The following is a 25207-nucleotide window of genomic DNA, read 5'->3' on the forward strand; positions in this document are numbered from 1 at the left end:
GTTTGTCTTTACAATAAAAAGCGTCCCTGCTTTTTTATCCATCCTGATGTAATTAATATTCCACTTTCCACATATAGCGGCGCGTCGTTAACGGATGCTGACGCGCCTCAGCTAACGCCCGATTGTAAACGGGATAAACGTTATTAAAGAGAGAGTGGTTAAAGTAATCAATAACCGTGGTTTTAATGGTCGATAGCCCCAGCTCTTTCGCATCGACAACTTCAATCCGGCGGCCATATTTTTTCAGGAAGTTTAACGCGCGTTCATCCACCGCCCGCGTATTGCCCTCGGAAAACTGGAAGAAGAAAGGCGTATTCGCATCGGTAATTTCAAACGGCCCGTGGAAAAACTCACCGCTATGAATACAGGCGGAATGTATCCATTGCATTTCCATAAAGATACAGATGCTCTGTAGGTAGGCTGCGCCATAGCCCGCGCCGCTGGCGACGGTGTAAATGACTTTATCGTCTTTATATTCCTGCGCGAACGCCTGCGCACGCTCCGCTACCTGCTCGCAAGCGCGCCAGACGATACGGTTGATTTTGCTGACGCCATCCTGAAAATCGTCGTAGTGCGCATACCCTTCCGTCTGCTGGAGCAGTTCGACCGCACTCAGCAGGCCTTTCATCGTTTTCTCTCCGGCAATATCTTTACCGTCGCCAAACGTGTACGTTTCCACATAGTCGCAATGCGCCACCAACGGTGAATCCATTATCCAGGTTAAACCAATGACCGGCGCGCCGTGCTGACGGGCGATTTCAGCCGCTTTAATTGTCTCTGGCGTATTACCTTTGTGGGAGGCGACAACCACAACGGCATTTTCTCCCAGCGCTACCGGCGGGTTGTTAATAAATTCTCCGCTGTTATACAGACCGACAGTCAACGCTTTCGCTTCTTTTTCTAAAAATGCTTTCGCCGGATAGAACGCCGCATAAGAACCGCCGCACGCCACATAATAGACATGTTTAACGCCTCCTTTCTCTGCCTGGCTGGTCACAATATTGCTAACTGTCTCTTTCATACCCATCATGCTTTCCTCTGGTTCCATCAATGATACAGGCGAGGATTCGCCATAAATGACTCATAATGTATTATTATTTTTATATGACATTTAAAGACATTTGATCAAGATGGAAAGCAAAAAAAATCGGGATCCGCGATCTGGATCCCGATTCAGCCTGCTCTTCGTTAGCGTAATGCTGACATCATACGGTAAACCGTATTTTATCGCCGACAATCAACTGTTGCGAAACGCAGGAGAGTTCTCCTTTGTTATCAATCATTTCACTTTTTATCAGGATCAGCGGATAACCCTCGTTGACGCCAAGATAATGGGCGACTTCAAAACTGGCATAAACCAGTTCGATCATCTTACGGGAGTGGGTAAACCATAAGTGGTGTTTCTCGCGTAAGCATTCATACAAAGAGTGATTATTAAGATCTTCGTCCAGCAAAAACGCAAAACGAGGGGGAAGATGTACGGTTTCCAGCGATACCGCCACATCGTCGGCATAGCGGATACGTTCAATGACGACCGCTTTTTCGCCATCGTTCATATTCAGTAACGCTTTTGTCTCATCGTCTACCGATTCAAAAACGGATTTGATGGTGCGTGACCCCGGGCGACGTCCCTGGGACTGGCATAACTCGCTGAAACTCATGATGCCGGTCATACTGCGCTGAAATTTCTCACCAGAGACAAAGGTGCCTTTGCCGGAGACACGGGTCAGCAAATTTTCACGCGTCAGCGCATCCAACGCCTTACGGACCGTGACCCTGCTCACCTGCCAGCGCGCGCTCAGTTCATTTTCCGTCGGGATCTGCTGGCCTGGTTTATACTCTCCACGCGCAATGGCCTCTTTTAAGGCGGCTTCAAGCTGCTTATAAAGCGGTTTAGCGCTTTTACTGTCGGGTTGCTCGATCATTTGTATCCATTTGTATTATCATGGTGCCATGGCTTGTATTATAACTATTTACGTTACCTTTGCTTGTGAATCCACGCCATGCGGTGACGTAGTGATACCGCTATGAAACGAATGTTCTGATTTTAGGTCTGGGGCGGGCGTCATGAAAATAGGATTTTCGCAATACTATTCAGTAAGTTATAAATTGTTTTTCTTGAGAGACAAATTGCAAAATGTGATCTATCGCACACTTTGCCACTCAGGTATCGAAGCGAATGTCTACGCTTAATAGACAGCCGGGCAACACCCGTATCTTTTACGACGCAAGCCGGAGGTCCTTGTCATTATGCTCAACCAGAAATTAAACCCCACGCCTTCTGAAGATCTGACTATTGATGTCGATCTGCTTTATGAAACAGACCCGTGCGAGTTAAAGCTGGATGAAATGATCGAGGCGGAACCGGAGCCGGAGATGATCGAGGGGCTTCCCGCCTCTGACGCCCTGACCCCTGCCGATCGGTATCTCGAACTGTTCGAGCATGTACAGTCAACAAAACTGTTTCCAGACAGTAAAACGTTCCCGGACTGCGCGCCGAAGATGGACCCGCTTGATATCCTGATCCGCTACCGTAAGGTCAGACGCCACCGTGATTTTGACTTACGCCGCTTCGTCGAGAACCATTTCTGGCTACCGGAAACCTTATCCAGCGAGTATGTCTCTAACCCCGAAAACTCGCTCAAAGAACATATTGACCAGCTTTGGCCGATACTGACGCGCGAACCGCAGGATCATATTCCGTGGTCTTCGCTGCTGGCGCTGCCGCAATCCTATATCGTGCCGGGAGGCCGTTTTAGCGAAACCTATTATTGGGACTCTTATTTTACCATGCTGGGTCTGGCGGAAAGCGGGCGCGAAGACTTACTTAAATGTATGGCGGATAATTTCGCCTGGATGATTGAAAACTATGGCCATATTCCCAACGGCAACCGCACCTATTACCTGAGCCGCTCGCAGCCGCCGGTTTTCGCCCTGATGGTTGAACTGTTCGAAGAAGATGGCGTACGCGGCGCGCGGCGTTATCTCGACCATCTCAAAATGGAATACGCCTTCTGGATGGACGGCGCCGAATCGCTGGCGCTCAACCAGGCTTATCGCCACGTTGTGCGGATGCCGGACGGTTCCCTGCTGAACCGCTACTGGGACGATCGCGACACGCCGCGCGACGAGTCCTGGCTGGAAGATGTCGAAACTGCAAAACATTCTGGTCGTCCGCCCAATGAAGTCTACCGGGATTTGCGCGCCGGGGCGGCGTCCGGCTGGGACTATTCTTCACGCTGGCTACGCGATGCGGGCCGGCTTGCCAGCATACGTACAACTCAGTTTATCCCTATCGATTTGAACGCTTTTCTGTATAAACTGGAGAGCGCTATCGCCAATATTTCAGCACTGAAAGGCGAACGTGACACCGAGGCACTATTTCGCCAGAAAGCCAGCGATCGACGCGCCGCCGTGAACCATTATCTGTGGGATGATGAAAACGGCTGTTATCGGGACTATGACTGGCGACGCGAAGAAATGGCGCTCTTTTCCGCCGCCAGTATCGTGCCGCTGTATGTCGGTATGGCGAACCACGAGCAGGCCGACCGTCTGGCAAATGTGGTACGCAGCCGTCTGTTAACGCCCGGCGGGATTATGGCGACCGAATACGAAACCGGCGAACAGTGGGATAAACCGAACGGCTGGGCACCGCTGCAATGGATGGCGATTCAGGGCTTCAAACGGTATGGCGACGATATGCTGGGCGATGAAATCGCCCATAACTGGTTAAAAACGGTGAACCATTTTTATCAGGAGCACCATAAACTGATCGAGAAATACCATATTTCCGGCGGTACGCCCCGCGAAGGCGGCGGGGGCGAGTATCCGCTACAGGACGGGTTCGGCTGGACCAATGGCGTGGTGCGCCGCCTGATTGGCCTTTACGGAGAGCCTTAACCTGCACCGGCCTCAGTGAATCGCATCATAAATGGCTGACTGAATTTTCAGCCATTTTTTATTGTCTGCGCTGGGCCGGGCCTGAGCGCGCAGTCGGGCCTGCTCCGTATCGTGCTGCTGGCGCGTCACAACAGCCGGAACGGTGCAAAACGTTTGCAAATAGGTTTTATGCATCGCGGTCAGCGGCGCGCCGCTCGACATGTCATGACTTAACGTTGTGATAAATCGTCGGCAGGGTTTGACCTCATCCATCAGCGCGGGATAACGCAACAACAGTTGCAGCACCTCGGTATGTCCTGCCGCAAACGCCTGCTCCGTCCACGCGAGCTGCCAGTTCATTCCGCCCTGGAGGAACAGCGCCGTCACCCGCGTATCATTGCGCTCTATCGCCGCCCGCATGGTAAACGCATCCCAGGTAATCCCCATATGATTGAGCGTTTCCCGCGCGGAAGGCGCCTCGCGCGGCGGTTCATCCTGCGCCATTGCGGGAGCTTGCCCGTTATCGGAGCCTGGCGACGACGAACTAAATAGCCAGAACGCGCCCGCCAGTATCGCCAGCGTCATGACGCCAACCCCGCCCCACAAAGCGCCGGAAATAAGTTGCTCACGCTCTTCAGGCGTACGCGGAGGCCGCTTACGCGGTGGTTCTATGCTCTCGCTAATCTCATGCTTATCTCCCCCGGCCTGCCGATCTTTAAGCCGCGCGGTTTCCCAGAACTGGCGCAATTCACGTTCATCCGCCAGCAGAAACGAAGCGGGATTCACGCGGGTACGTTTTTCGGCATAGGCGCGCTGGATGGGCCGAACGATTTGCTGATACTGAACATTTAGCAGCATAAGCTGCGCTGAGGTGAGCGGCTGCCTGGCGATAACCTCGTTTCGCGCGAGGCGGCAATCATCCAGAAACATACGCAGAGTGGTGCGCGACTCGGCGAACAGCGTTAACGCTGAGGCGTCATTAAAAATTCTGACGTAATGACGGGCAAACAATTTTTTATCGACCACCATAAGCGCCAGTTCGCTAAACAACATGCCCTCCAGCGCATGTTGATCTTCTCCCTGTTTTAACCACTGGCGCAAACGGTCCGGGCCGAAATGTTGCTTGAGGTAGTGATTCAGGGACGCCCGATCCGGCCATGCGCGCGCAATAAGCGCTTTTAACGTCAGTTCTATCGCCCGAAGCTGACGTTGCGCCTCAAGATGCGCCTCCTGGTCGGGGTCTTCCAGCTCAGTTTGATACGTCAGTAGCGGCTGCTGCTGACGTAGATGTTCCAGCGAGGTGACAAAACGCAACGCGGCAAGGAGTTGATTTTCGCTCACCTCTTGCCCGCTGTCATACTGGGGAACATGCTGCTGAAGGTGACGCAGTTGCAGCATAAACTGGCTCAACTGCGCGTCATTTATCCGCAATTTTTTCGCCACCGCGCCCCAACCGCCCAGGTTAAGACGCGCCTGCTCAAGTTGTTCCATGAACCACCGGGGCTCTTTTCCCTCGGTGGTATGAATACCCAGCAGCAGCAGGATTTCTATTGATGCCTGGCGGATAATCCCCAGGCTATGTTCAAAAGGCGCGTGTGTCGCCTGCGAAGCGCTATTCGTCATTATCTTCCCTAAAAAGACGATCCCGCGACGAGATCTTCGTTTTCTTTTAATTATGTTTTTTCATAGATATAACAGATTCAGCCACATTTCAGTGACTTAATCTTAATGATTGCAAATTTATAAGAAGATCGGTTACTAACCAAAAACATCAGTTTTTCATTCTGTCAACGCGGCGTGACGCTGAACGGCATAGACCTTTTCCCTGCCTGCGTTTGGCCGTCTGACCGCTAGCCACGCGTGCAGCACACTTTATAATCGCGCTTTTTATGAGAAAGATGCCATGCCGCACATTTCATCTCGCTTTAGCTCCGCCTGCATCGCGTTTATTAAACAGTGGCAGGGTCTGTCGCTGGAAAAGTATCGCGATCGGCAGGGTAACTGGGTGATTGGTTACGGGCATATGTTGACGCCGGATGAGACGCTGACGTTCATTACGCCCGACCAGGCGGAGGCATTCTTGCTGGATGACCTCAATAGCTGCGATATACTGCTACAGAATTGTTTGCCGGAACTTAACGATCGGTTTCAACGCGAAACGCTTATTGCGCTGATGTTCAGCATCGGACATCAGCGTTTTTTATCATTAATCAATACGGGTGATATTTCACAGCCAAAAATAAGCGGACTGCGAATTTAACGTCGTTAATTCGATTCATTTAACATCATGGCGGCCTGGGTACGATTTTTTACATCCAGCCGCCGGTAAAGCGACTCCAGATGCGCTTTAACCGTCCCGGTACTAATATTTAACGCCCGCCCAATTTGTTTATTTGATTCTCCTGCGGCAAGCATCTGTAAAATTTCCCGCTGGCGGGCGCTTAACGCTTTTATATCACGGGACTCCAGCTCCGTTGAATTTAACCAATCCCCCGGTAAAAACATCATCCCGCGAGCGACAGCATTGAGCGCAAGGACAAAGGTTTCGGCATCAGAATCGCGTGGCACCACGGCCTGAACGTTAAATTGCATGACTTCATGCAGCCACTTTTGACTGCCATCCATCGCCGTGATAATAATCTTCACCTCCGGAAATTGCTGCGCGATTCTTTGTAACACCTCGCGGCAAAATTCAGCATCCAGGCCGCTATCCAGCATGACCAGCGCATCCGGCGCGCTTTCTATTTTTTGCCAGAGTTCTTCTGCCTGACCGACACTCTGGATACTTATTCCTGGAATGTGCTGCTGCAAACTGATTTTCATTCCATGAATAAATATTGACTGCCTGTCAAACATGATTACCTGCATTACTTTTCTCCACCTGGGTAAGATAATAGTCTCAAGATGAGGAAGGGTATTACCCGTAGGGTAAAATAAGAAGTCGCCATTTGGTATAGGCCATTTTACCGATAGTCATTGGTTGAGGAAGGGAAAGGTTATGAATATTTACAGCTTCAACATCGGGATTACAGAATTCGCTAAAATTAGCCTTTTAAAGTAAGGAATATCTTATTAGCGCGAACAGCCAAGGCTAATTTTAATATTAATTTAATGAAGAGTACGCCTGGCGCGTCACAAAGGAAATATCTGCTTTTCACCTGATGTGTTACAAAAAATAAAGTAGCACATTTTGTTAAAAAATAGCCAATCCGCCTGAAAACCGCGACGATGGGTCAATGACAATACCGTGTATGTACATGCATTTCTCTGCCCCACTACACCCGCTGTTATCGGCGTGTTTTACCGCCCTCGTCCCGTTTATCGGCTTTTTGGCGCTAAAAAGCCTGGCCGGAAGGCGATAAATCCGCCGCGCAACGCGATCAGACGTATTCGTCACGCGAGCAATGATTGCGAAAGGGCTTATTAGATGCTAGAAAATCAATAAAACCAGCCGCTTCAGCGTCACTGTTTCAATAAAAACAATAATAGAGCCTGATGATGGATAAAATATATGCAATGAAATTGTTTGTACGCGTGGCGGAACGGGAAAGTTTTTCCCGCGCAGCAGAGGATATCGGCCTTCCCAAAGGCAGCGTCTCACGGCAAATACAAGCGTTAGAACATCAACTGGGCATCCGCCTGCTCCACCGCACCACCCGGCGGGTACAGCTTACTCAGGACGGAATGGTTTACTACGAACGGGCAAAAGATCTGTTGAGTAACCTGGATGAACTGGAGGGTCTTTTCCAGCCTGATCCCGCCAGTATCAGCGGCAAAATACGGGTAGATATACCGCCATGTCTCGCAAACAGCCTTATCATGCCGCGCCTGCCCACTTTTTTGCATCAGTATCCCGGCATTGCGCTGGAACTTTGTAGTAGCGATCGACAGGTCGATTTACTACGGGAAGATTTCGACTGCGTGGTGCGCACAGAGCCGCTACATGCGCCAGGGATACTGACGCGCCCACTTGGCAAACTGAGGAGGGTGAACTGCGCCAGCCCACAATACCTGGCACGCTTTGGGTATCCAGAAAACCTTGACGATCTCGCCTCACATGCGATGGTGCATTATTCATTGACCCCGGGAGTCTCTTCACCGGGTTTTGCCTTTGAAACTCCCCACGGTATGCAGTGGGTAAAAACCGGCGGAATGCTAACGGTAAACAGTACGGAGACCTGGCATACGGCCTGTCTGGCAGGATTAGGAATCATTCAGACGCCGCGCATTGCTGTACGGGAGGCGTTACGCGCCGGAACGCTCATTGAAATTTTACCGCAATATCGCGCCGCTCCACTGCCGGTGACGCTGCATTATCCCCATCGCCGTAATCTTTCCCGCCGGGTACACCTGTTTATGGTATGGCTGACTGAAACCATTAAAGAGGCCGCAGAGTAGCCGCATTTTCAGCATCCACCGGGGAGAAGCTATACTGACATATTCTATTAATGATGAAGGACTACCGACCTGATGACGCAGGAAAATGACGTAAAACGCCCTATTCAGGAACTGGAGCACGACCCGATACAAAAAATAGAAACGCAGCCGCATGACGCCCCGGAAAAAAACGAAAAGGCAAATCAGGCGTTGCATTCCGTCACCTCCCTGGTGCAAAAAATTCAGCGTCAACCAATGGTGGCCCACCTCATTCGCGCGACCGAACGTTTTAACGATCGACTGGGTAATCAGTTTGGCGCGGCTATCACCTACTTTTCGTTTCTGTCGATGATCCCGATAATGATGGTGTCCTTTGCCGCGGCAGGTTTTATCCTCGCCTCGCACCCTAATCTACTGGAAGATATTTTCAGCAAGATATTGATGAATGTGAGCGATCCTACGCTGGCGTCCACGCTTAAAAATACGATTAATACGGCGGTTCAACAGCGTACCACGGTAGGGCTGGTCGGACTGGGTATCGCGCTCTATTCCGGCGTTAACTGGATGGGCAACCTGCGGGAAGCGATTCGCGCCCAGTCACGGGACGTCTGGGAGCGCAAGCCGCAGGATCAGGAGAAAATCTGGCTCAAATATCTGCGCGATTTTATCTCGCTGATTGGATTATTAATCGCTTTAATCATTACGCTGTCCATTACTTCCATCGCCGGTTCCGCCCAGCAGATGATCATCTCCGCCTTGTATCTCGACAGCATCGAATGGTTAAAACCGGCCTGGCATTTGATCGGTCTGGCCATCTCTATTTTTGCCAACTATCTACTTTTTTTCTGGATTTTCTGGCGACTGCCTCGCCATCGTCCCCGTAAAAAAGCGTTGATTCGCGGCACATTTATTGCCGCTATCGGTTTTGAGGTGATTAAAATCATTATGACTTATACGCTGCCGTCACTGGTGAAATCGCCTTCCGGCGCGGCGTTTGGCTCCGTACTCGGTCTGATGGCATTCTTCTACTTTTTTGCCCGCCTGACGTTATTCTGCGCGGCCTGGATAGCCACCGCCGAATATAAGGACGACCCGCGAATGCCGGGTAAAACGCAACGCTAGTCTGCGGCTTGCTGCCGAATGGCACGCACGGCGTCGTCATTCGGCCTACTGCTGTGTTGACCCAGGCCGGGCAAGCAAAGCGTACCCGGCGGTACAATCAGGCACGTCCTTCCGCCTCATCTCATTGTTTCAGCATATAAATCCAGTAATTAACTTTTATTTAACCAGAAACCAGTTTTATCCACTAATTCTAAAATTATGTGAAGCATTTCATAGACGCAAAATGGCTGGCTTAAACATTATCCCCTTTTTGCGCTTTTTTTGACCATTTTTGGCTTTTGTTACACATTGAAATATAACTTTTGCTGTGCGTAATATGGCTATTCGTTCGCTAAAAATAAGAAAATAGTATGCAAGCAACCGCCACAACACTCGACCATGAGCAGGAACATGTTCCGGTAAACTCACGCAATAAAGTCGTTATTGCCTCGCTTATCGGCACCGCGATTGAGTTCTTCGACTTCTATATTTACGCCACCGCAGCGGTGATCGTGTTCCCCCTTATCTTCTTCCCCCAGGGCGATCCCACTGCGGCAACGCTACAATCGCTCGCCACCTTCGCTATCGCGTTTGTGGCGCGTCCGATTGGCTCTGCGCTATTCGGCCACTTCGGCGACCGGGTAGGCCGCAAAGTCACGCTGGTGGCTTCGCTGCTGACGATGGGGATCTCCACGGTCATTATCGGTCTGTTACCGGGCTACGCGACGATAGGTATTTTCGCGCCGCTGCTGCTGGCGCTGGCGCGTTTCGGTCAGGGACTGGGGCTGGGCGGCGAATGGGGCGGCGCAGCGTTATTAGCGACGGAGAATGCGCCGCCGCGCAAACGCGCGCTGTATGGCTCCTTCCCGCAGTTGGGCGCGCCGATCGGCTTCTTTTTTGCCAATGGCACCTTCCTGTTGCTCTCCTGGCTGCTGACCGACGAGCAGTTTATGAGCTGGGGCTGGCGCGTGCCGTTTATCTTCTCGGCGGTGCTGGTGATTATCGGCCTGTATGTGCGCGTGTCGCTGCATGAAACGCCGGTGTTTGCGAAAGTCGCCGCAGCGAAAAAACAGGTAAAAATACCGCTGGGCACGTTGCTGACGAAGCATGTCCGCGTAACCATTCTCGGCACGTTTATTATGCTGGCGACCTACACGCTGTTCTATATCATGACCGTCTATTCCATGACTTACAGCACTGCCGCCGCGCCGGTGGGGCTTGGCTTGCCGCGCAATGAAATACTGTGGATGCTGATGATGGCGGTGATTGGTTTCGGCGTGATGGTGCCCGTCGCCGGCCTGCTGGCGGACGCATTTGGCCGTCGGAAAAGCATGGTCATCATTACCACGCTCATCATTCTCTTCGCGTTGTTCGCCTTTACCCCGCTGCTGGGTTCAGGCAATCCAGCGCTGGTATTCGTGTTCCTGTTGTTAGGCCTGAGCCTGATGGGGCTGACCTTCGGCCCAATGGGAGCGCTGCTGCCGGAGCTATTTCCGACGGAAGTGCGCTATACCGGCGCATCGTTTTCCTACAATGTGTCATCGATTCTGGGCGCTTCCGTCGCGCCGTATATTGCCGCATGGCTGCAAAGCCACTACGGGCTGGCGGCGGTAGGGGTTTACCTGGCGTCAATGGCGGCGCTGACGCTGATTGCACTGCTGTTAACCCATGAGACGCGTCATCAGGCGTTGTAATAGGGCGCCGGATGGCGTCATCCGGCGCTACGTTTCACGTTACTGCTTCATCTGCGTTAAAATCGTCCGGCACTGATTGGCTTCGCCCTCAGAGGGCGAAATGAGCGCTAATAGCGCGGCGGCGGGCGTTACCAACGTCGCCAGCGCTGCCGCAACCGCGCCGCGCGCAATCAGCGGGCCGGGCTTGACGCCCGCCTGCGGATTTTTAAATGTCCCACGCACGTACAGCGGCGATCGCAGCGTAATAATACGAATCCCCTTACTTTCCGGATCAATGGTTAAATCGAGCTGTTCAGAGGCGAAGCTCGCCGTACCGGTCACGTTAATCAACGCATTTTCTGTATCAAAAGCAAAAATTTGCGGTCGCGCCACGCCGTTCGCAATATTGAGATTCGCCGCCGCGCAGTTAACCCGCACTTCGTCATCACCAAAAATCTGCCCGACAATATAGTTGCCGACGTTCAGCCCCACGATTTCCATCAGGTTGCGGCTAATCAATCCATCATTCATCAATAATTTGAGATTGCCGTTACTGTTGCCAAGCAGCGCGGCGACCGAGTTGCCCGTCCCGCGAATATCCGCATCGCCGTTCAGCTCGCCCAGCGTTTTCTGCATCAGCTCCACATCCGGCATCAGTTCTTTAAGCTTCAGCCGACGCGCCTGTATATCCGCCCGCCCCTGCATTGGTTTTTTATCCCCTTCCAGATGGATGTTGGAGACAATACTGCCGCCTGCCAGACCAAACTTCAGCGGCTGTAGACGTAAGTCGGCGTTTTTCAGGATGATATGGGTCGAAAGATCGCTAATCGGTAGACTGCCGCCATGTTCAATACGTCGGCCTTTAAACCGGACATCGGCGTCCATAACGTCCCATTTGTCGGTTTCAAAGCGATCGTAAGGCAACACTTTATCCGCCGGCTGAACATTCTTCTCGCCTTTGCGCTGTTCAGACCGTTTCGACTGCTCAGCGTCTTTCCCGGAATCCACGCCAATCAGCGGCCCAAGATCGGCCAGTCGTAACTGGCGCGATTCGACATCGCCTTCCAGTTTAGGGCGCGGTTTACCGGTGGTATAAGTGAGGGAGCCGTGGATATCACTGTCGCCAATGCGCCCGTTAAAACCGCGATAATCAAATACCGATGACTTTTCGGCGTCAATTTTCGCTACCAATCGCCCATCGGTCTCAAACGGCGGCGTATCCGGCAGCAGCACGCCGGTTAAATCATATAAATCGCCCAGTGAATCGCCAGAGAATTTAAGCCGCAGATCGACGCCGCCCATTTTCATCGGTTCGTTCACCACGCCGCTAAAAGCCACCCGCGTATTACCAGAGCGGAAATCGGCCTGCACAGGAAAAGGCGTACTTTCGCTGCGTAGCGCCAGCATACCGCCTATTTTCCCCGTACCGGTCAACGGTTCCCCGTTATAACGCCCCTGCGCCTTCAGGCCGAAGACATAGTCGCCCACGGTGGATTTGTCTGCTTTGCCTTTCGTTCCCGTCACTTCGCTGAACGGCAACGGTTTGCCTAACGGATCGACCAGAATAGTGATATCCGCTTTACTGACCTTATCATCGATCGCGATTCGCCCCTGGTCGAAGAGAATATTATCCAGCCGGAAGGACCAGGCGGAAGGTTTAGCATTGGGGTCCGTATTCTTGTCTTGCGCGAGGTTAAAGGTCCAGTTATTGGTTTTCTCGGACAGACGAATAAGACGCGCGTCGGGTTTCACCAGTTTGATCCACGGCAGCCAGACGGTTTTGGTCAGGAGCGCCAGCGGAGCAAGCGTCGCCTCAACGCGTGGCAGATGCACCATCGTAACTTCCGGAATATCCGGCGGATTGCCGAGAATGACGTCTTCCGCGTGAACATGCGGCCACGGTACCCAGCTTCGCCAGCCGGTCTCCTGTTTTTGGCGTTCCCACACCACGCCTAAATCGCCGCGAATAGCGAAAGGCCGGTTCAATTCGGTAGAGACTTTCTGGTTGATGGTCGGTTTGAGGCGGTTCCAGTCAAATGTTGCGATCAACAAAATCACTATGGCGATCAACAACAAGAAAGTCCCTGTGATGGCGGCGGTTATTTTGCCTGCTTTAGTCATGTGTTATTTCCTCACTTCTTCCCTTGCCTGTCCTAAAGATAGTTCAGCCAGACGAAAAAGGAGGATGACCGCGCCTCGTAATACCACGTATTACGAGAACAGTCTGGCGTTACAGGGTCAGAATCACCTCTTCGAGCGATATCAGCGGCACGGGTCGAGAAAGAAAATAGCCCTGGGCGGCAAAGGCGGGCGAACGCTGCACATCACGCCACTCTTCCAGCGTCTCCACGCCCTCGACAATAACGCCGCGGCAGTAGCGGTTCATCAGTTGCAGCAGCAGAGTGAACAGGTTGCGTCCCTCTGCGGACTGGCGCAGCATGACGAACAGCTCGCGCGCCACTTTAATGTAGTCATAACGCACTTCGCTCAGCGCTGAAAAATTGGCCATACCAGTACCAAAATCATCCAGCCACAGCGGGCCGAACTCACACATCGAGGCGAAAGAGGAGTCTTTCGGCAAACGAATATGTTCCACCAGTTCAAAACGCAGCCAGGGTAAGCGCTCCATCGCTGCCAGAATGTCCGGCTGTCGTCGCATGGCAATCAGCGTAGGGCCGTCAACATTGACTGATGCCAATAAGTGATGGCGAGTGAAAAAATCCGCTTTTTGTTCAAGCTGATGAAGTTGTTCTTTCACTACGTCAATGCGGTGTCGAACCGCTAACTCCGCGAAATAACGATCCGGGGCAATACGTCTGGAAGGGTTATCAGGATGGGTGACGACAGTGAGAAGTTCAACCGCCATCAGACGGCCATCCGTCTGGTATATCGGCTGGTAAGTATAGGCACGCTCGCATTGCAGCCAATAGCGCCGTTCCTGCAAATTCTCTATACCTGCATCAGGAACGCGTAGCTGCTGGATAACCTGCTTTATCATCTCAGTTGTCCTGTTAATGGGAGTGTGACTGTCCGGACTCGTCAAAGGTTATCGGCGTTCAGGCAGAGAACTTTACCCTCGGTCCCTGGCAAAATAAAAACAGCCCCCGAAACTTGTCAAAAATACGCACTTGCTCAAAAAAATAATGGACCGATGTTTTAATATTATTGACCACTAAACATCCACAGCGCACACTAACGCTAATTTTTACAGATCAGGTTCACGACTATGTCTAAAAAGATTGCCGTGATTGGCGAATGCATGATTGAGCTGTCGCAGAAAGGCGCTGATGTTCAGCGCGGCTTCGGCGGCGACACGCTGAATACCTCCGTTTATATTGCCCGTCAGGTCGATTCTGCCGCTCTGGCCGTTCACTATGTGACGGCGCTGGGTACCGACAGTTTCAGCCAACAGATGCTGGAGGCGTGGCAGCATGAAAATGTGGATACCTCGCTAACGCAGCGGATGGAAAATCGCCTGCCAGGCCTCTATTACATCGAAACCGATGACACTGGCGAGCGTACCTTCTACTACTGGCGTAACGAAGCGGCAGCGAAATTCTGGCTGGAGAGCGAGCAGTCAGCGGCTATCTGCAAGGCGCTGACGACCTTCGATTATCTCTACCTGAGCGGCATTAGCCTCGCGATTTTAAGCCCGACCAGCCGTGATAAGCTGCTGTCTTTATTGCGTGAATGCCGGGCCAACGGCGGGAAAGTCATTTTTGATAATAACTATCGCCCGCGTTTATGGACAAGTCGCGAAGAAACGCAGCAGGTCTATCAAAAGATGCTGGAATGTACTGATATCGCTTTCCTGACACTGGACGATGAAGACGCGCTATGGGGTCAGCAACCGGTGGAAGAGGTCATTGCCCGCACCCATGCGGCAGGCGTGCAGGAAGTGGTGGTAAAACGCGGGGCGGACTCTTGCCTGGTCTCGATTCAGGGCGAGGCGCTCATTGACGTTCCGGCAGTGAAACTGCCGAAAGAGAAAGTGATAGACACCACTGCCGCAGGCGACTCCTTCAGCGCCGGTTATCTGGCCGTTCGTTTGACGGGCGGCAGCGCGACGGATGCCGCGAAGCGCGGACACCTGACGGCCAGCACGGTGATTCAGTACCGTGGGGCCATTATTCCGCACGACGCGATGCCGCAGTAAGTCATTCGCTCTTGCCCGGTGGCGCTGCGCTTACCGGGCCGGCAGGCGGCAGCTTACTGTGCCGCCGGTGTCTCCGTCACTTCCGGATGCGCCTCATCTGCTTCAACAGCGGCGGCAGTAGTCGGGACCATGATTTCATCCCACGTCGCCTTTAACGCCTTCATATTAAATTCCGGCTCGCCTTGCGGTTGCAGCAAAATTAATGCCATCTCCTGCGATAGCTGCTGACGTAGATTCTGATTGAGCATATCGACGGTCAGGCTGTTGAGGAAATTCTGGCGCAGCTTCTGATACTGCTCCGGCGCGATATCCACCACCTGATTCTGCAGCGAGCGCATACGCTGTCCAGTCAAAATGTCAGTATCGGTACGCGCGTAGGTCGCGAACAGCTTTTGCAATTCGAGATTTTTCTGCGCCACCAGCGCAGTAAACTCCTCTTCCGACAAACCTTTATCGCGTACTTTCGCCAGTTCATTCGCCACCAGGCTCAAATTGGTATTGAGCTTATCATTAGGTGATTCAATGTTGATGGCGCACTGCGCGCGCAGAAACAGAACCCGGCAGTCAAACCCCAGACCAATATCTTTCGCGTTATTTTTAGTAAGCTCTTGCTGGATATGCCAGAACAGCGCTTCGCGCGCCAGATCCGCCTGCCAGTAGCGCAACAGCGCCGCCGATTCGCGAATCGGTTGCCACGGCGTATCCCACATAATGGAGAGGCGATCCTGGCGCACCGCATCGGTCATAATGCTCACTGATTCCGCCCGCAGCGGCGAAAGCGTCGGCACCGGGGCGGGCGTTTCGCGTTTACCTTTCAGCGTACCGAACGTTTTATTGATCTGCTCGGCGACAGAGCGCGCATCAATGTTGCCGACAACAATCAGCGTCATGGCATCCGGGGTGTACCATTTTTCATAGAAAGCCTGAATTTTGGCTGCGTCTACCGGCTGCTTTAACGGTTCCGCGGGATCGTGCCCCAATAACGCCGACCCTTTCAGCCGATAACGCCACCAGCCCTCTTTAGTATCTGCTGGCCACGTCGCAACCATATCTTCGCTGCTTAACGCATGATTCACCGTCTCTGGCGTAATGGTTAATTTACCGGAGACGTTAGCCAGATAGGTCAGCGCTTCTTTCAGCAGATCGTTACGGTTATTGGGTAAACTGAGGTTATAGAGCGTGGAATCATAAGAAACAATAACGGGCGGCATGGGACGTTTCGGATCAAACCCTTGCTGCCATAAAGAACGTGCCTGTGCGGCATCCAGACCACCGCTTTGCGTCAGCGCGATACGGGGAATCGCATGGCTGAACCCGCTCTGTTGCGTACTTTCGGTGAGCGAACCGGTATTAACCTGGAGACGAACTTCAATACGATCGCTGGGGCGCTGAGGCGTAGCCAACACTTGCCACTGTAACCCATTAGCCAGCGTCCCCTGTTGCCATGCCGGATCGGGCTGGAGCGCATCTGCCTGCACATAGCCGGCAGAGGCCAACATCAACAGACTGCCCGCTAAGAGTCGAATTTTTGTGCCCTGCATGTGAACCCCTGATCAACAATCCTGGTAATAAAAAGACAGCCCCGGCAGGGATGCCTGAATATGACGTAAAAACACTTCGTGTTAGACCGCGAGAACCTAAAAATGTCACGGAAGAAGTGAAATAATCCCTAAGCATCATGCTGTATGCTTTGGGCGCAGGGGTCAATTATGCGCAAACACCCGCAGTCCTGGAAGGGACTACGGGCATAAGTGGCGAGATTAGGAGGAAATTTCGTGCGTTTTGCCATCCGGCGCACGATTATTAAGCACATCGTCCAGCTTTTGGTGATCTAACTCTTTCACCCATTTGGCAACCACCACCGTCGCCACGCCGTTACCCACCAGGTTAGTCAGCGCGCGCGCTTCGGACATAAAGCGGTCGATACCGAGGATTAACGCCAGTCCCGCAACCGGTAAATGTCCCACGGCGGAGATAGTGGCCGCCAGCACGATAAAGCCGCTTCCGGTCACGCCCGCGGCGCCTTTTGACGATAGCAGCAGCACGACCAGCAGCGTTATCTGGTGGAAGATATCCATATGGCTGTTGGTCGCCTGGGCGATAAACACCGCCGCCATCGTCAGGTAGATAGAGGTGCCATCGAGGTTGAACGAATACCCCGTCGGGATCACCAGCCCTACCACCGACTTACGGCACCCCAGTTTTTCCATCTTATCGAGCATACGCGGCAACGCTGACTCGGAAGAGGAGGTGCCGAGCACAATGAGTAATTCTTCCCGGATATAGCGAATAAATTTAAAAATGCTAAAGCCCGTTACCCGTGCAATCGTCCCCAGCACCACCACCACGAAGAGAATACAGGTGATATAGAAGCAGATAATGAGCTGCCCCAGTTGCACCAGAGAACCGACGCCGTATTTACCGATGGTGAAGGCCATCGCGCCGAATGCGCCAATCGGCGCCAGGCGCATGATCATATTGATGATGCCGAAAATGACCTGCGAAAAACTCTCAATCACATTGAAAATGAGCTGGCCTTTGCTGCCCAAACGGTGCAGCGCAAAACCAAACAACACCGCAAACAGTAAGACCTGCAGAATGTTGCCGCTGGCAAACGCGCCGATCACGCTGCCCGGTATGACATCCATCAGGAAGGCAATAATGCCCTGCTCCTTGGCTTGTGCGGCATAAACGGCCACCGCCTGCGCATCCAGCGTTGCCGGATCGACGTTCATCCCGGCGCCAGGTTGCACAACGTTGACGATGATAAGACCGATAATCAGCGCAATCGTACTGACAATTTCAAAGTAAAGCAGCGCGACCGCGCCGGTACGGCCCACCGCTTTCATGCTTTCCATGCCTGCGATGCCCGTCACGACAGTACAGAAAATGACAGGAGCGATGATCATCTTAATGAGCTTAACGAACGCGTCGCCAAGCGGTTTCATTTGTGCGCCCAGTTCAGGATAGTAATGGCCAAGGAGAATACCAATGGCGATTGCTGTCAGGACCTGAAAATAAAGACTTTTGAACAGAGAGGTTTTCATAGGGTGTCCTTGAAGTAAAAACCACAGGTCTTGTAAGGTTATGAGTAACCTGCGGCCTTAAAATAACACCCACACAACATGACAGAAATGCGCCAGGATCATAATTGAAACAAAAATGTTAAAAAGTTTGAGCTGGCTCGCACAAGCGCGACCTTTTTTAACTTTTGTAATCAGGATTTTCGTGCGACAGATACCGTTCTTCAAAGATATCCGCGGGAACGGGCCGAGCAAACAGGAAGCCTTGCGCGACGTTGACTCCCGCCTGTTCCAGCCACGCGCGTTGCGCCTCGTTCTCCACGCCCTCGGCAATCAATTGTAAATTAAGACTGCGGGCCATCAGAATAATCGCCGTCACCATACTGTGATCATCCGGTAACCCATCGACAAACATTTTATCAATTTTAAGGATATCGACCGGTAGCGACTTCATATGCTGTAACTGGCGCAGCCCCGCGTAACCCATGCCAAAATCATCCAGTGCGATACGCACGCCAGCATTACGTAACGGACGTAAGATAGCGACGGCAGCGTGCGGATCGTCGATACGGCGGCTTTCAGTGACCTCAAGAATCAGCGTACCCGGTTGAATACGATAGCGGTTTAACAATTCCAGCAGCTCCGACACCATGCCAGGGTGCATGAGCTGTAACGCGGAAAGATTGACGGAGAGCGGCAATGTCACGCCGCGCTCCTGCCAGGCAGCAAGCTGGCGACAGGACTCTTCCAGCACCCAATAGCCCACCGTGACCATCAGGCCGCAGGATTCAATGCGCTCAATCAGCCCCTCCGGCAATTCCCAGCTACCGTCCGGCTGTTGCATACGTAACAAGGCTTCGGCGCTTAATACGTTGCCGCTGCGCATCTCGACCTGCGGCTGCAGCCAAATGGCAAACTGATGGTTATCCAGCGCGGTAAGGATATCGCTCTCTTCGGTAAGGCGCTGTTGAGCGGCCTCCATCTGCGCCGGGTCAAAGAACTGGATCTGATTTTTACCTTTTCGGCGCGCGGTAAAGGCGGCGGAGACGGCGCGACCATAGAGCTCTTCGGCGGTCAGATCGCCATAATACATCGCAATGCCAATACTGCAGCTTGGGCGCAATTGAATACCCTGGATGGGCAGTCGTTCATTAATGATAGTGAGTATTTGCTGACCTAATGTGATGGCGTGCCACGGCTCTTTAACGCCGTGGGCGATAATGGCAAAGTCATACCCGCTGACCTGCGTAAGCACCATGCGCGGCGCCAGCACCGACTTCAGCTTCTCAACCAACGTCAGTAATAGAATCTCCCGCTGCGTTTCTTGCAGCACGCCTGCCGTGTCACGCAACGTTTCGCACGTCACGATGATAAGCGCGGTGGTCTGTTGGCGGGTGATAACCTGTTCCAGCAGCGCCATTAAAAAGGCTTTATTGGGCAGCTCGGAAACCGGAAAACGCATCGCGTTGTCCGTTTGCTCCTCGCGTTGACGCTGCATAAGCTGCTGGTTGAGGTTATAGCTGCGCACCAGCATCCCAATTTCATCATCCTGATGCAGACGCGGCAACGCCAGCTGATGTCCGATCAGCTCCTGCTGCGGAATGTCGTTCAGCTCGCGGGCGATTTTGCGCAGCGGATGCACAATCAGGCGGTTTACGCACCAGGCGATGGCCACCGTCAGGATCAGCGATAAAAGTAAGTAAATGGTCACTAACGTAGAGAGCGCGCTCATGACGAACTTGTACATACGGTACGAATCCGCCTGCAATACAAGGTAGGCCAGCGGTTGCGGATTGGCAGGACGCTCCAACGAATAAACCGGCAAAGAAATTTGTACCGGCAGTTCGAAGAGACGCGTCACCATAACCGGGACGGGGCGTTCAGGAATGAAGCGCTTACGCAACGCCTGGAACTGATTCGGCAATACCACATCGGCGCGACTCACCACGCCCGCAGGTTTAATACTTTCCAGAATGGTTTCCGCGCCGGGGAGATCCGCTTTTAAAATCGCGGAAGAAAGAGGTTCCCGAACAGATCGCGCGATGCTTTCCAGTTGCGTAGCCGTGTTGTAGCGGTTCTGCTGTACCAGATGGAACAACAAAACGGTGCAAAAGACAAAAACAAACACCATGACAACGGCCGCAACCATTGCCATCTGTTTAATTGTTAACGAGCGGCTGACGCGCAAATTGACTCTCCCTGGATATCCCGGACTGCCGCCTGAGTATACCCGATTGCAGCGGCATTAAGAGAGGCTGTATCTGAAAAGGACTTTTCTGAATAACGGTTAATGATAGCGTCTGATGGCGCTGCGCTTCTCAGGCCTACGACGCCTGTCAATTCGTAGGCCTGACGCAATGATTACCAGTCAGCGTAAGGCACCAGAGGCTGCGGCGGTAAATCCATATCCCCCTGCCAGCCCGCCGCGGAATAACGGACATACAGCAGCAGATGACTGGGGGTATAATCTTTCGCCTGCTGAATATCGACAGCCGTACCCACAAACCAGTTGGCAGTAACACGGCGTTCAATGAGCGCCCGCGCGGTATAGCCAAATCCCTGGCTGCTGCCGCCGCCGTTGGTCTGGTCACGCGCATCCTCCTGATAATCCGCCGGAATCAAATTCATCAGCGGATAACGCGGCATGGTACGGTTGCGGGAGTGCGACCAGGATACCGAGCCGCCCAGCTCCCACGACCAGTTTTCCGTACGCTGCCGCCACATCACCGGCACCGCAAACGACAGGTATTCCTGCGGGCTATAATAACCGCCCTGACCCAGTGAATAACCGCTCAGATCTTTGTCGTAATGCCAGATCATGTTATTCAGCCCGACGGTAACGCGGCGGTTATTCTCGTTAATCACCTTATAGTAATAACCGGTCATCCAGCGCACGCGCCAGTTATCTTCCACATTTTTACCGCTCAACTGGTCGCCGCTGAGCGACGCCCAGACACCGTTTGCTTCGCCTTTATCATAGCTGAGACTGACGCCGCCGCCGTTGGCCCGCACGCCGCCCCATTTGGTGCCGGTATTGCTGCTGGCGTCCTTTTGCCCGCCAAACGCCAGCAGTGAGCTGGAGATCGGGCGACGATGCGCGTTCAGGGTATAACCCAACGGCCCGATATCGTCGCTATAGCTGACGCCGCCGACCACATCAACGACATTAAAGCCCATCGGCGTCGTGCCGATATCCCAGCGCCAGGTCTCATTCTGCCAGCCGACCGCCACGCTCGCGCCCGTATCGGCCTGGCTACGATGTCCGCTGCATTTCTCCAGCGTACAGGTACCCCAGTTATTATCGTATTTTCCATCCGCATCCGTAGAGAAGCGGCCAACATCCATATTCACCATATCAGTACGAAAGAACGCCCGTCCGTCCGACCAGGGCGCATCCACCTGAAGCATCGTGGTATGCGCCTTCAGATTGGAGTAACCGCCAGTCCCGCTCGACCCCCAATAATCGTGCGCCAACGTGACATTGAGATCCTGCTGACGGTACAACTCCGCCGCATCGCTACGCACGCCGCGTTTTAGCCAGTCATCTTTTTCATCATTGCGCGTCAGGCGGGTAAAGGTATCGTTATCCTGGGGACGAACCGGCGTAATCGCCGCGGCGACCATTGCCTCTTTGTAGGTCTCCAGCGCCCGCTGCGGCTCGCCCGTTTGCGCCTGAAAAGCGGCGGCGTCACGCAATACCATTGCGCTTTCCATTGATGGCGGCTGTGCTTTTGCCTGCGGCGTAATGCGGTTAAAGATCCGCGCCGCCGCCGTGATATCGCCAAGCTGGAGCTGCGCCAGCGCGACGCGGCGCTGCATGTTAATAGAGGTGATTTGCGACGCAGGCAGCGCCGCCAGTTGAGCGCGCGCCGCGGCGTTATCGCCCTGTGCGATGTCGATTTCTACCCGCCCCAGCATGGCATCGACATTACCCGGTTCCCGCGCCAGAACGGCGTCATAAGCGGCGCGGGCCGCCGCATTATCGCCACGCTGCTGCGCCCAGTCCGCCAACGTTAACGCAATGCGCGTAGAGGACGGCTGCTGACGTAACAACGCTTCCGCTTCGCGTTCTTTGCCGCTATCGCGCAAGCGGTTAGCGCTTTCCAGCACCTGGTTACTTTGCAATCGGCCCGCCAGTTCCTGAATATTGCTGTTCCACTGGCTGGTTGGCAGGGTATTGAGATGCGCCAGCGCCGCCCGGTCCCGATCGCTGCCGGAAAGATAAAGCCCATAAGCATAGACCTGTTCCGGATCGTTTGGCTTCTGCTGCGCCAGAGAGCGCATTTGCGCATCGGCCTGGGCGTGCTGCCCGGCCTGCCACCGATCGCGTGACAGTCGGTACGTCACCCACACGCTCCCCGGATCTAATGCCAGCCGACGACGGTGCAGTTCTGCGGCCTGCGCCCATTTGCCCTCGCTTTCCAGCGTTTCCGCCTGCTGCGCCAGACGGTCATTTTCCAGACTGCGTTCGATATCGTCGATACTGCGCCGCTGACTGGCGGAAAGAGAAGCGATAAACGCGGCGGCTTTTTGCGGCGACTGCTGGCGATAAAGATTCGCCAGCCCGCGTACAGCATTGGTATTACCGCTATCCATACGCAGCGTCTGCTGATAATAACGTTCGGCAGCGGCATTATCTTTGCGCGCCATCGCCACATCCCCCAGCCCCAGTACCGCGTAGCTGTCGGTGTTATCCACCGCTCGCGCCTGCTGATAGAAACGCTCCGCCTGGGCCAGATTATTCGCTTTTAAGGCCGCGTCGCCCTGCTGAATTAACAGCCAGTAGCGATTGACCTTCAGCAGGCTCTCCCACTTATCGCGGCTGCTGCTGTGCGGCGCCATCGCCAGCGCTTTTTCAAACTGCGCGACGGCGCGGGCGCGATCGCCACGCTGTGAGTATGCCTGCCCCAGCGCGCCGACCGCCTCGCTGTCGTCCTGCCGGGCGCTCACCGCCTGCTGCAATTGCGCAATGGCCTTACCGCCTTCTCCGGCATTAACCGCCGCGATGCCCTGCGAGCGCGCGCGGAACGCCGGATCGGCTAACTGTTTTTGCTGCTCGCTAAGCTGGGCGCGGGCGGCAGACACGCTATCGCCTTCGCTAAACTGCGTCAGATAGTCTTGCAACGCTTTTACGCTGGCGTCGCTCACCGGGAGATCTTTTATCTGCTGGTACCAGATGGCGGAGGCCGCGCTGCGTCCCGTACTGGATTTCGCCATCTGTTTTAGCACCGCAAATCCCTCATCGCGCCGCCCGCTGGCGAACAACAGTTGCGCCAGCGCATTTTGCAGAGCGTTATTACCCGGACTGACGGCATTGATTTTCTGTAGCTGGTTAATCGCTTCGTGACGGCGGGCGGGCAATTTCGCCACGGTCGTCCAGTATTCGACCGCCAGTTCGCCCTCCGGCGGATAACCTTTAAACAACTTGTCGTAGCTGGCGATCGCTTGTTCAGTATGGCCGGTCGTCGCCAGTAAACGCGCCTCCTGCAAAGACTGACGTCCTTGTGGCGTGGAGAGCAGCATCGCGGTGCGGGAAGATTGATACGCCGTCGACTCCGGCGCCAGTTGCGCCAGCCGGTCAAGTAGCTTCTGTGCCCCGTCGCTATCCCCCTGGCGCAACAGATAGCGGAAACGGGCGGCGATAACCTGTGGATCATTGGGGTCGATCAGCTCCAGGCGATAGAGCGACTGACGGACTAAGTCCTCACGGTGCGTGGCCTCGCCCAGCCGAACCTGCTCCAGCAACTGTTGCTGCGCGGAGGTCGCTGCGCCGGCAAGCGGTGTTAGCGCCATACCAAGCGATAAACCCAACAATGCCCGAGAAACGCCCCTTTTGCCAGGTAAGGCGTTTCGACCGCCAGCCGGCAAAAAAGCGTGCATGAGACTTAACGTGAACTTACGCATTCCTGGCCCCAGTCAGGTAATAATTCACCTTTGACGGTGAAGCGAAAACGGTGCTGATCCCAGCCTTGTCCAAAGAGAGTCAGCACATAGTTGTAATAGGCATCGCTGCCAGGAAAATGGTCTGCGACCCGCTGTCGCTGCACGGCCTGGGCGTCGCGATTTTGCAGGAAAGGCAGTAAAGCGGCGGAAAACCCGACCGGCCCCGTCCCCTGCGCATTCCCGCTGACGACATCCACTTTCTCCGGTGGAACGCCGTTTTTCATCGTTAACGTCGCCATCGGTTTAAATCGCGCCAGTAAACGCGCTTTTTGCGGATCGCCATCATGCATCATTCCCGTCCATAAATAGACGCGAATCGCATCGTAGCTACTGATCAGCGTCTTTTCCGCTTTCAACTGCCAGCCTTGCTTGCTTTCATAACGCACCCAGTCCGGCGAGAAACCTTTCGGCGCGGTTTCCAGCAAAAGCCGCAAATTGGTTTCCCGTAGCGTCGACCACGGCGCGCCAAAACGGCTAAAGTATTGCGCCAACTGCGGCGGCAGATAGCTTGGGTTAAAACGCCAGCTATTCGCCTCGGCAAAGCCGATTTTGCCAGGTAGCAGCATTGAGCCCAGCCCCGGCACATTCACGACCTCTTCGCGGGCGATGCGTTTTAGCAACGCCGTGCCCACCTCGGTATAACGCGTCTCTTTCCACAGGCGACCGGCCTCCAGCAGCGACCATGCCATCCAGATATCGCCGTCGGACGCGGAGTTGCTGTCCAGCACCGACCAGGTGTCGGGATCTTTTTGTCCCCACAGCCAGGCGGGCAGATGTTCACGCAGCGATCCCTGCGCCAGATTGTTTTGCGTCCAGTTAAACAGTTGCGCGAACGCCGGTCGATCGTTCGCCGCCAGGGCAAAGAACATGGCGTAGCTTTGCCCTTCGGAGGTGGTAATTTTTCGCGCATCGCCCGGATCGATAACGCGTCCCTGCTGGCTAATGTAATCTTTCTTGAACTGTTCCCACGCAGGCCAGCTACAGGCCGCCTGCGCATTTATTGCCGTCAGCATGACGATCATCGTTATCCATCCGCGCAGCATAGTCATCATGCG

The 25207-nt window shown here is 53.8% G+C and carries 17 protein-coding genes; 6 read left to right on the plus strand and 11 right to left on the minus strand.

What is annotated here, in order from left to right; translation table 11 throughout:
• Positions 1-52 precede the first annotated feature (52 nt).
• The gene (fraB, locus tag J4613_RS14985) at positions 53-1030 is read right to left on the minus strand and encodes a 6-phosphofructose-aspartate deglycase (RefSeq protein WP_010989080.1); all 978 of its coding nucleotides are present in this window, start codon (positions 1028-1030) and stop codon (positions 53-55) included.
• Positions 1031-1205: 175 nt separating this feature from the next.
• Positions 1206-1925, minus strand: a complete 720-nt coding sequence (locus tag J4613_RS14990; RefSeq protein WP_000572565.1) for a GntR family transcriptional regulator — start codon at positions 1923-1925, stop codon at positions 1206-1208.
• Between the two features lie 325 nt (positions 1926-2250).
• Between J4613_RS14990 and J4613_RS14995 the strand changes: the two genes are divergently transcribed.
• Entirely contained in the window at positions 2251-3900 is a 1650-nt protein-coding gene (locus tag J4613_RS14995) for an alpha,alpha-trehalase (protein ID WP_000934257.1), read from the plus strand.
• A gap of 12 nt (positions 3901-3912) precedes the next feature.
• Here J4613_RS14995 and J4613_RS15000 read toward each other — a convergent pair whose 3' ends face one another.
• Positions 3913-5502 (minus strand): STY4199 family HEPN domain-containing protein, encoded by a 1590-nt coding sequence (locus J4613_RS15000; protein ID WP_023233985.1) that lies wholly within the window; start codon positions 5500-5502, stop codon positions 3913-3915.
• A 280-nt stretch (positions 5503-5782) separates the two neighbouring features.
• On the opposite strand from J4613_RS15000, the gene J4613_RS15005 reads away from it, so the two are divergent.
• On the plus strand, positions 5783-6139 hold the full coding sequence (locus J4613_RS15005; RefSeq protein ID WP_023233986.1) for a lysozyme: 357 nt from the start codon (positions 5783-5785) through the stop codon (positions 6137-6139).
• A 5-nt stretch (positions 6140-6144) separates the two neighbouring features.
• On the opposite strand, the gene J4613_RS15010 is transcribed toward J4613_RS15005, so the two are convergent.
• Positions 6145-6747: a response regulator transcription factor gene (locus J4613_RS15010; RefSeq protein ID WP_001196081.1), complete on the minus strand. Its 603-nt coding sequence runs from the start codon at positions 6745-6747 to the stop codon at positions 6145-6147.
• Between the two features lie 630 nt (positions 6748-7377).
• Between J4613_RS15010 and J4613_RS15015 the strand changes: the two genes are divergently transcribed.
• The 3 genes from J4613_RS15015 (at position 7378) to J4613_RS15025 (ending at position 11051) form a co-directional block, all read left to right on the plus strand.
• On the plus strand, positions 7378-8277 hold the full coding sequence (locus J4613_RS15015) for a LysR family transcriptional regulator (protein ID WP_000358042.1): 900 nt from the start codon (positions 7378-7380) through the stop codon (positions 8275-8277).
• 72 nt (positions 8278-8349) lie between these two features.
• Positions 8350-9378, plus strand: coding sequence for an inner membrane protein YhjD (yhjD, locus tag J4613_RS15020; RefSeq protein ID WP_000191230.1), 1029 nt, complete (start codon positions 8350-8352; stop codon positions 9376-9378).
• A 350-nt stretch (positions 9379-9728) separates the two neighbouring features.
• Positions 9729-11051 (plus strand): MFS transporter, encoded by a 1323-nt coding sequence (locus J4613_RS15025; protein ID WP_001148981.1) that lies wholly within the window; start codon positions 9729-9731, stop codon positions 11049-11051.
• A 39-nt stretch (positions 11052-11090) separates the two neighbouring features.
• On the opposite strand, the gene J4613_RS15030 is transcribed toward J4613_RS15025, so the two are convergent.
• Both J4613_RS15030 and pdeH read right to left on the minus strand, forming a co-directional pair.
• Positions 11091-13151: an AsmA family protein gene (locus J4613_RS15030; RefSeq protein ID WP_000158680.1), complete on the minus strand. Its 2061-nt coding sequence runs from the start codon at positions 13149-13151 to the stop codon at positions 11091-11093.
• A 109-nt stretch (positions 13152-13260) separates the two neighbouring features.
• Positions 13261-14028, minus strand: coding sequence for a cyclic-guanylate-specific phosphodiesterase (pdeH, locus tag J4613_RS15035; RefSeq protein ID WP_000595624.1), 768 nt, complete (start codon positions 14026-14028; stop codon positions 13261-13263).
• Positions 14029-14256: 228 nt separating this feature from the next.
• Between pdeH and J4613_RS15040 the strand changes: the two genes are divergently transcribed.
• Positions 14257-15186 carry a sugar kinase gene (locus tag J4613_RS15040; protein WP_111742208.1) on the plus strand — a complete coding sequence of 310 codons (930 nt, stop codon included), beginning with the start codon at positions 14257-14259 and terminating at the stop codon, positions 15184-15186.
• Between the two features lie 53 nt (positions 15187-15239).
• On the opposite strand, the gene J4613_RS15045 is transcribed toward J4613_RS15040, so the two are convergent.
• From J4613_RS15045 to bcsZ, 5 genes are all read right to left on the minus strand, one after another.
• Positions 15240-16727 (minus strand): pitrilysin family protein, encoded by a 1488-nt coding sequence (locus J4613_RS15045; RefSeq protein WP_001163182.1) that lies wholly within the window; start codon positions 16725-16727, stop codon positions 15240-15242.
• Positions 16728-16946: 219 nt separating this feature from the next.
• Positions 16947-18233 (minus strand): C4-dicarboxylate transporter DctC, encoded by a 1287-nt coding sequence (gene dctA / locus J4613_RS15050; protein ID WP_000858228.1) that lies wholly within the window; start codon positions 18231-18233, stop codon positions 16947-16949.
• 157 nt (positions 18234-18390) lie between these two features.
• Entirely contained in the window at positions 18391-20397 is a 2007-nt protein-coding gene (gene hmsP, locus J4613_RS15055; protein ID WP_001266363.1) for a biofilm formation regulator HmsP, read from the minus strand.
• A gap of 173 nt (positions 20398-20570) precedes the next feature.
• The gene (gene bcsC / locus J4613_RS15060) at positions 20571-24113 is read right to left on the minus strand and encodes a cellulose synthase complex outer membrane protein BcsC (RefSeq protein WP_111742207.1); all 3543 of its coding nucleotides are present in this window, start codon (positions 24111-24113) and stop codon (positions 20571-20573) included.
• Entirely contained in the window at positions 24095-25204 is a 1110-nt protein-coding gene (bcsZ, locus tag J4613_RS15065) for a cellulose synthase complex periplasmic endoglucanase BcsZ (RefSeq protein ID WP_000988803.1), read from the minus strand. The genes bcsC and bcsZ overlap by 19 nt, the downstream gene beginning before the upstream one ends.
• Positions 25205-25207 lie beyond the last annotated feature (3 nt).

Origin of the sequence: Salmonella sp. 32020114201800008SM (assembly GCF_017572025.1) — a bacterium.
Taxonomy (GTDB): Bacteria; Pseudomonadota; Gammaproteobacteria; order Enterobacterales; family Enterobacteriaceae; genus Salmonella; species Salmonella enterica.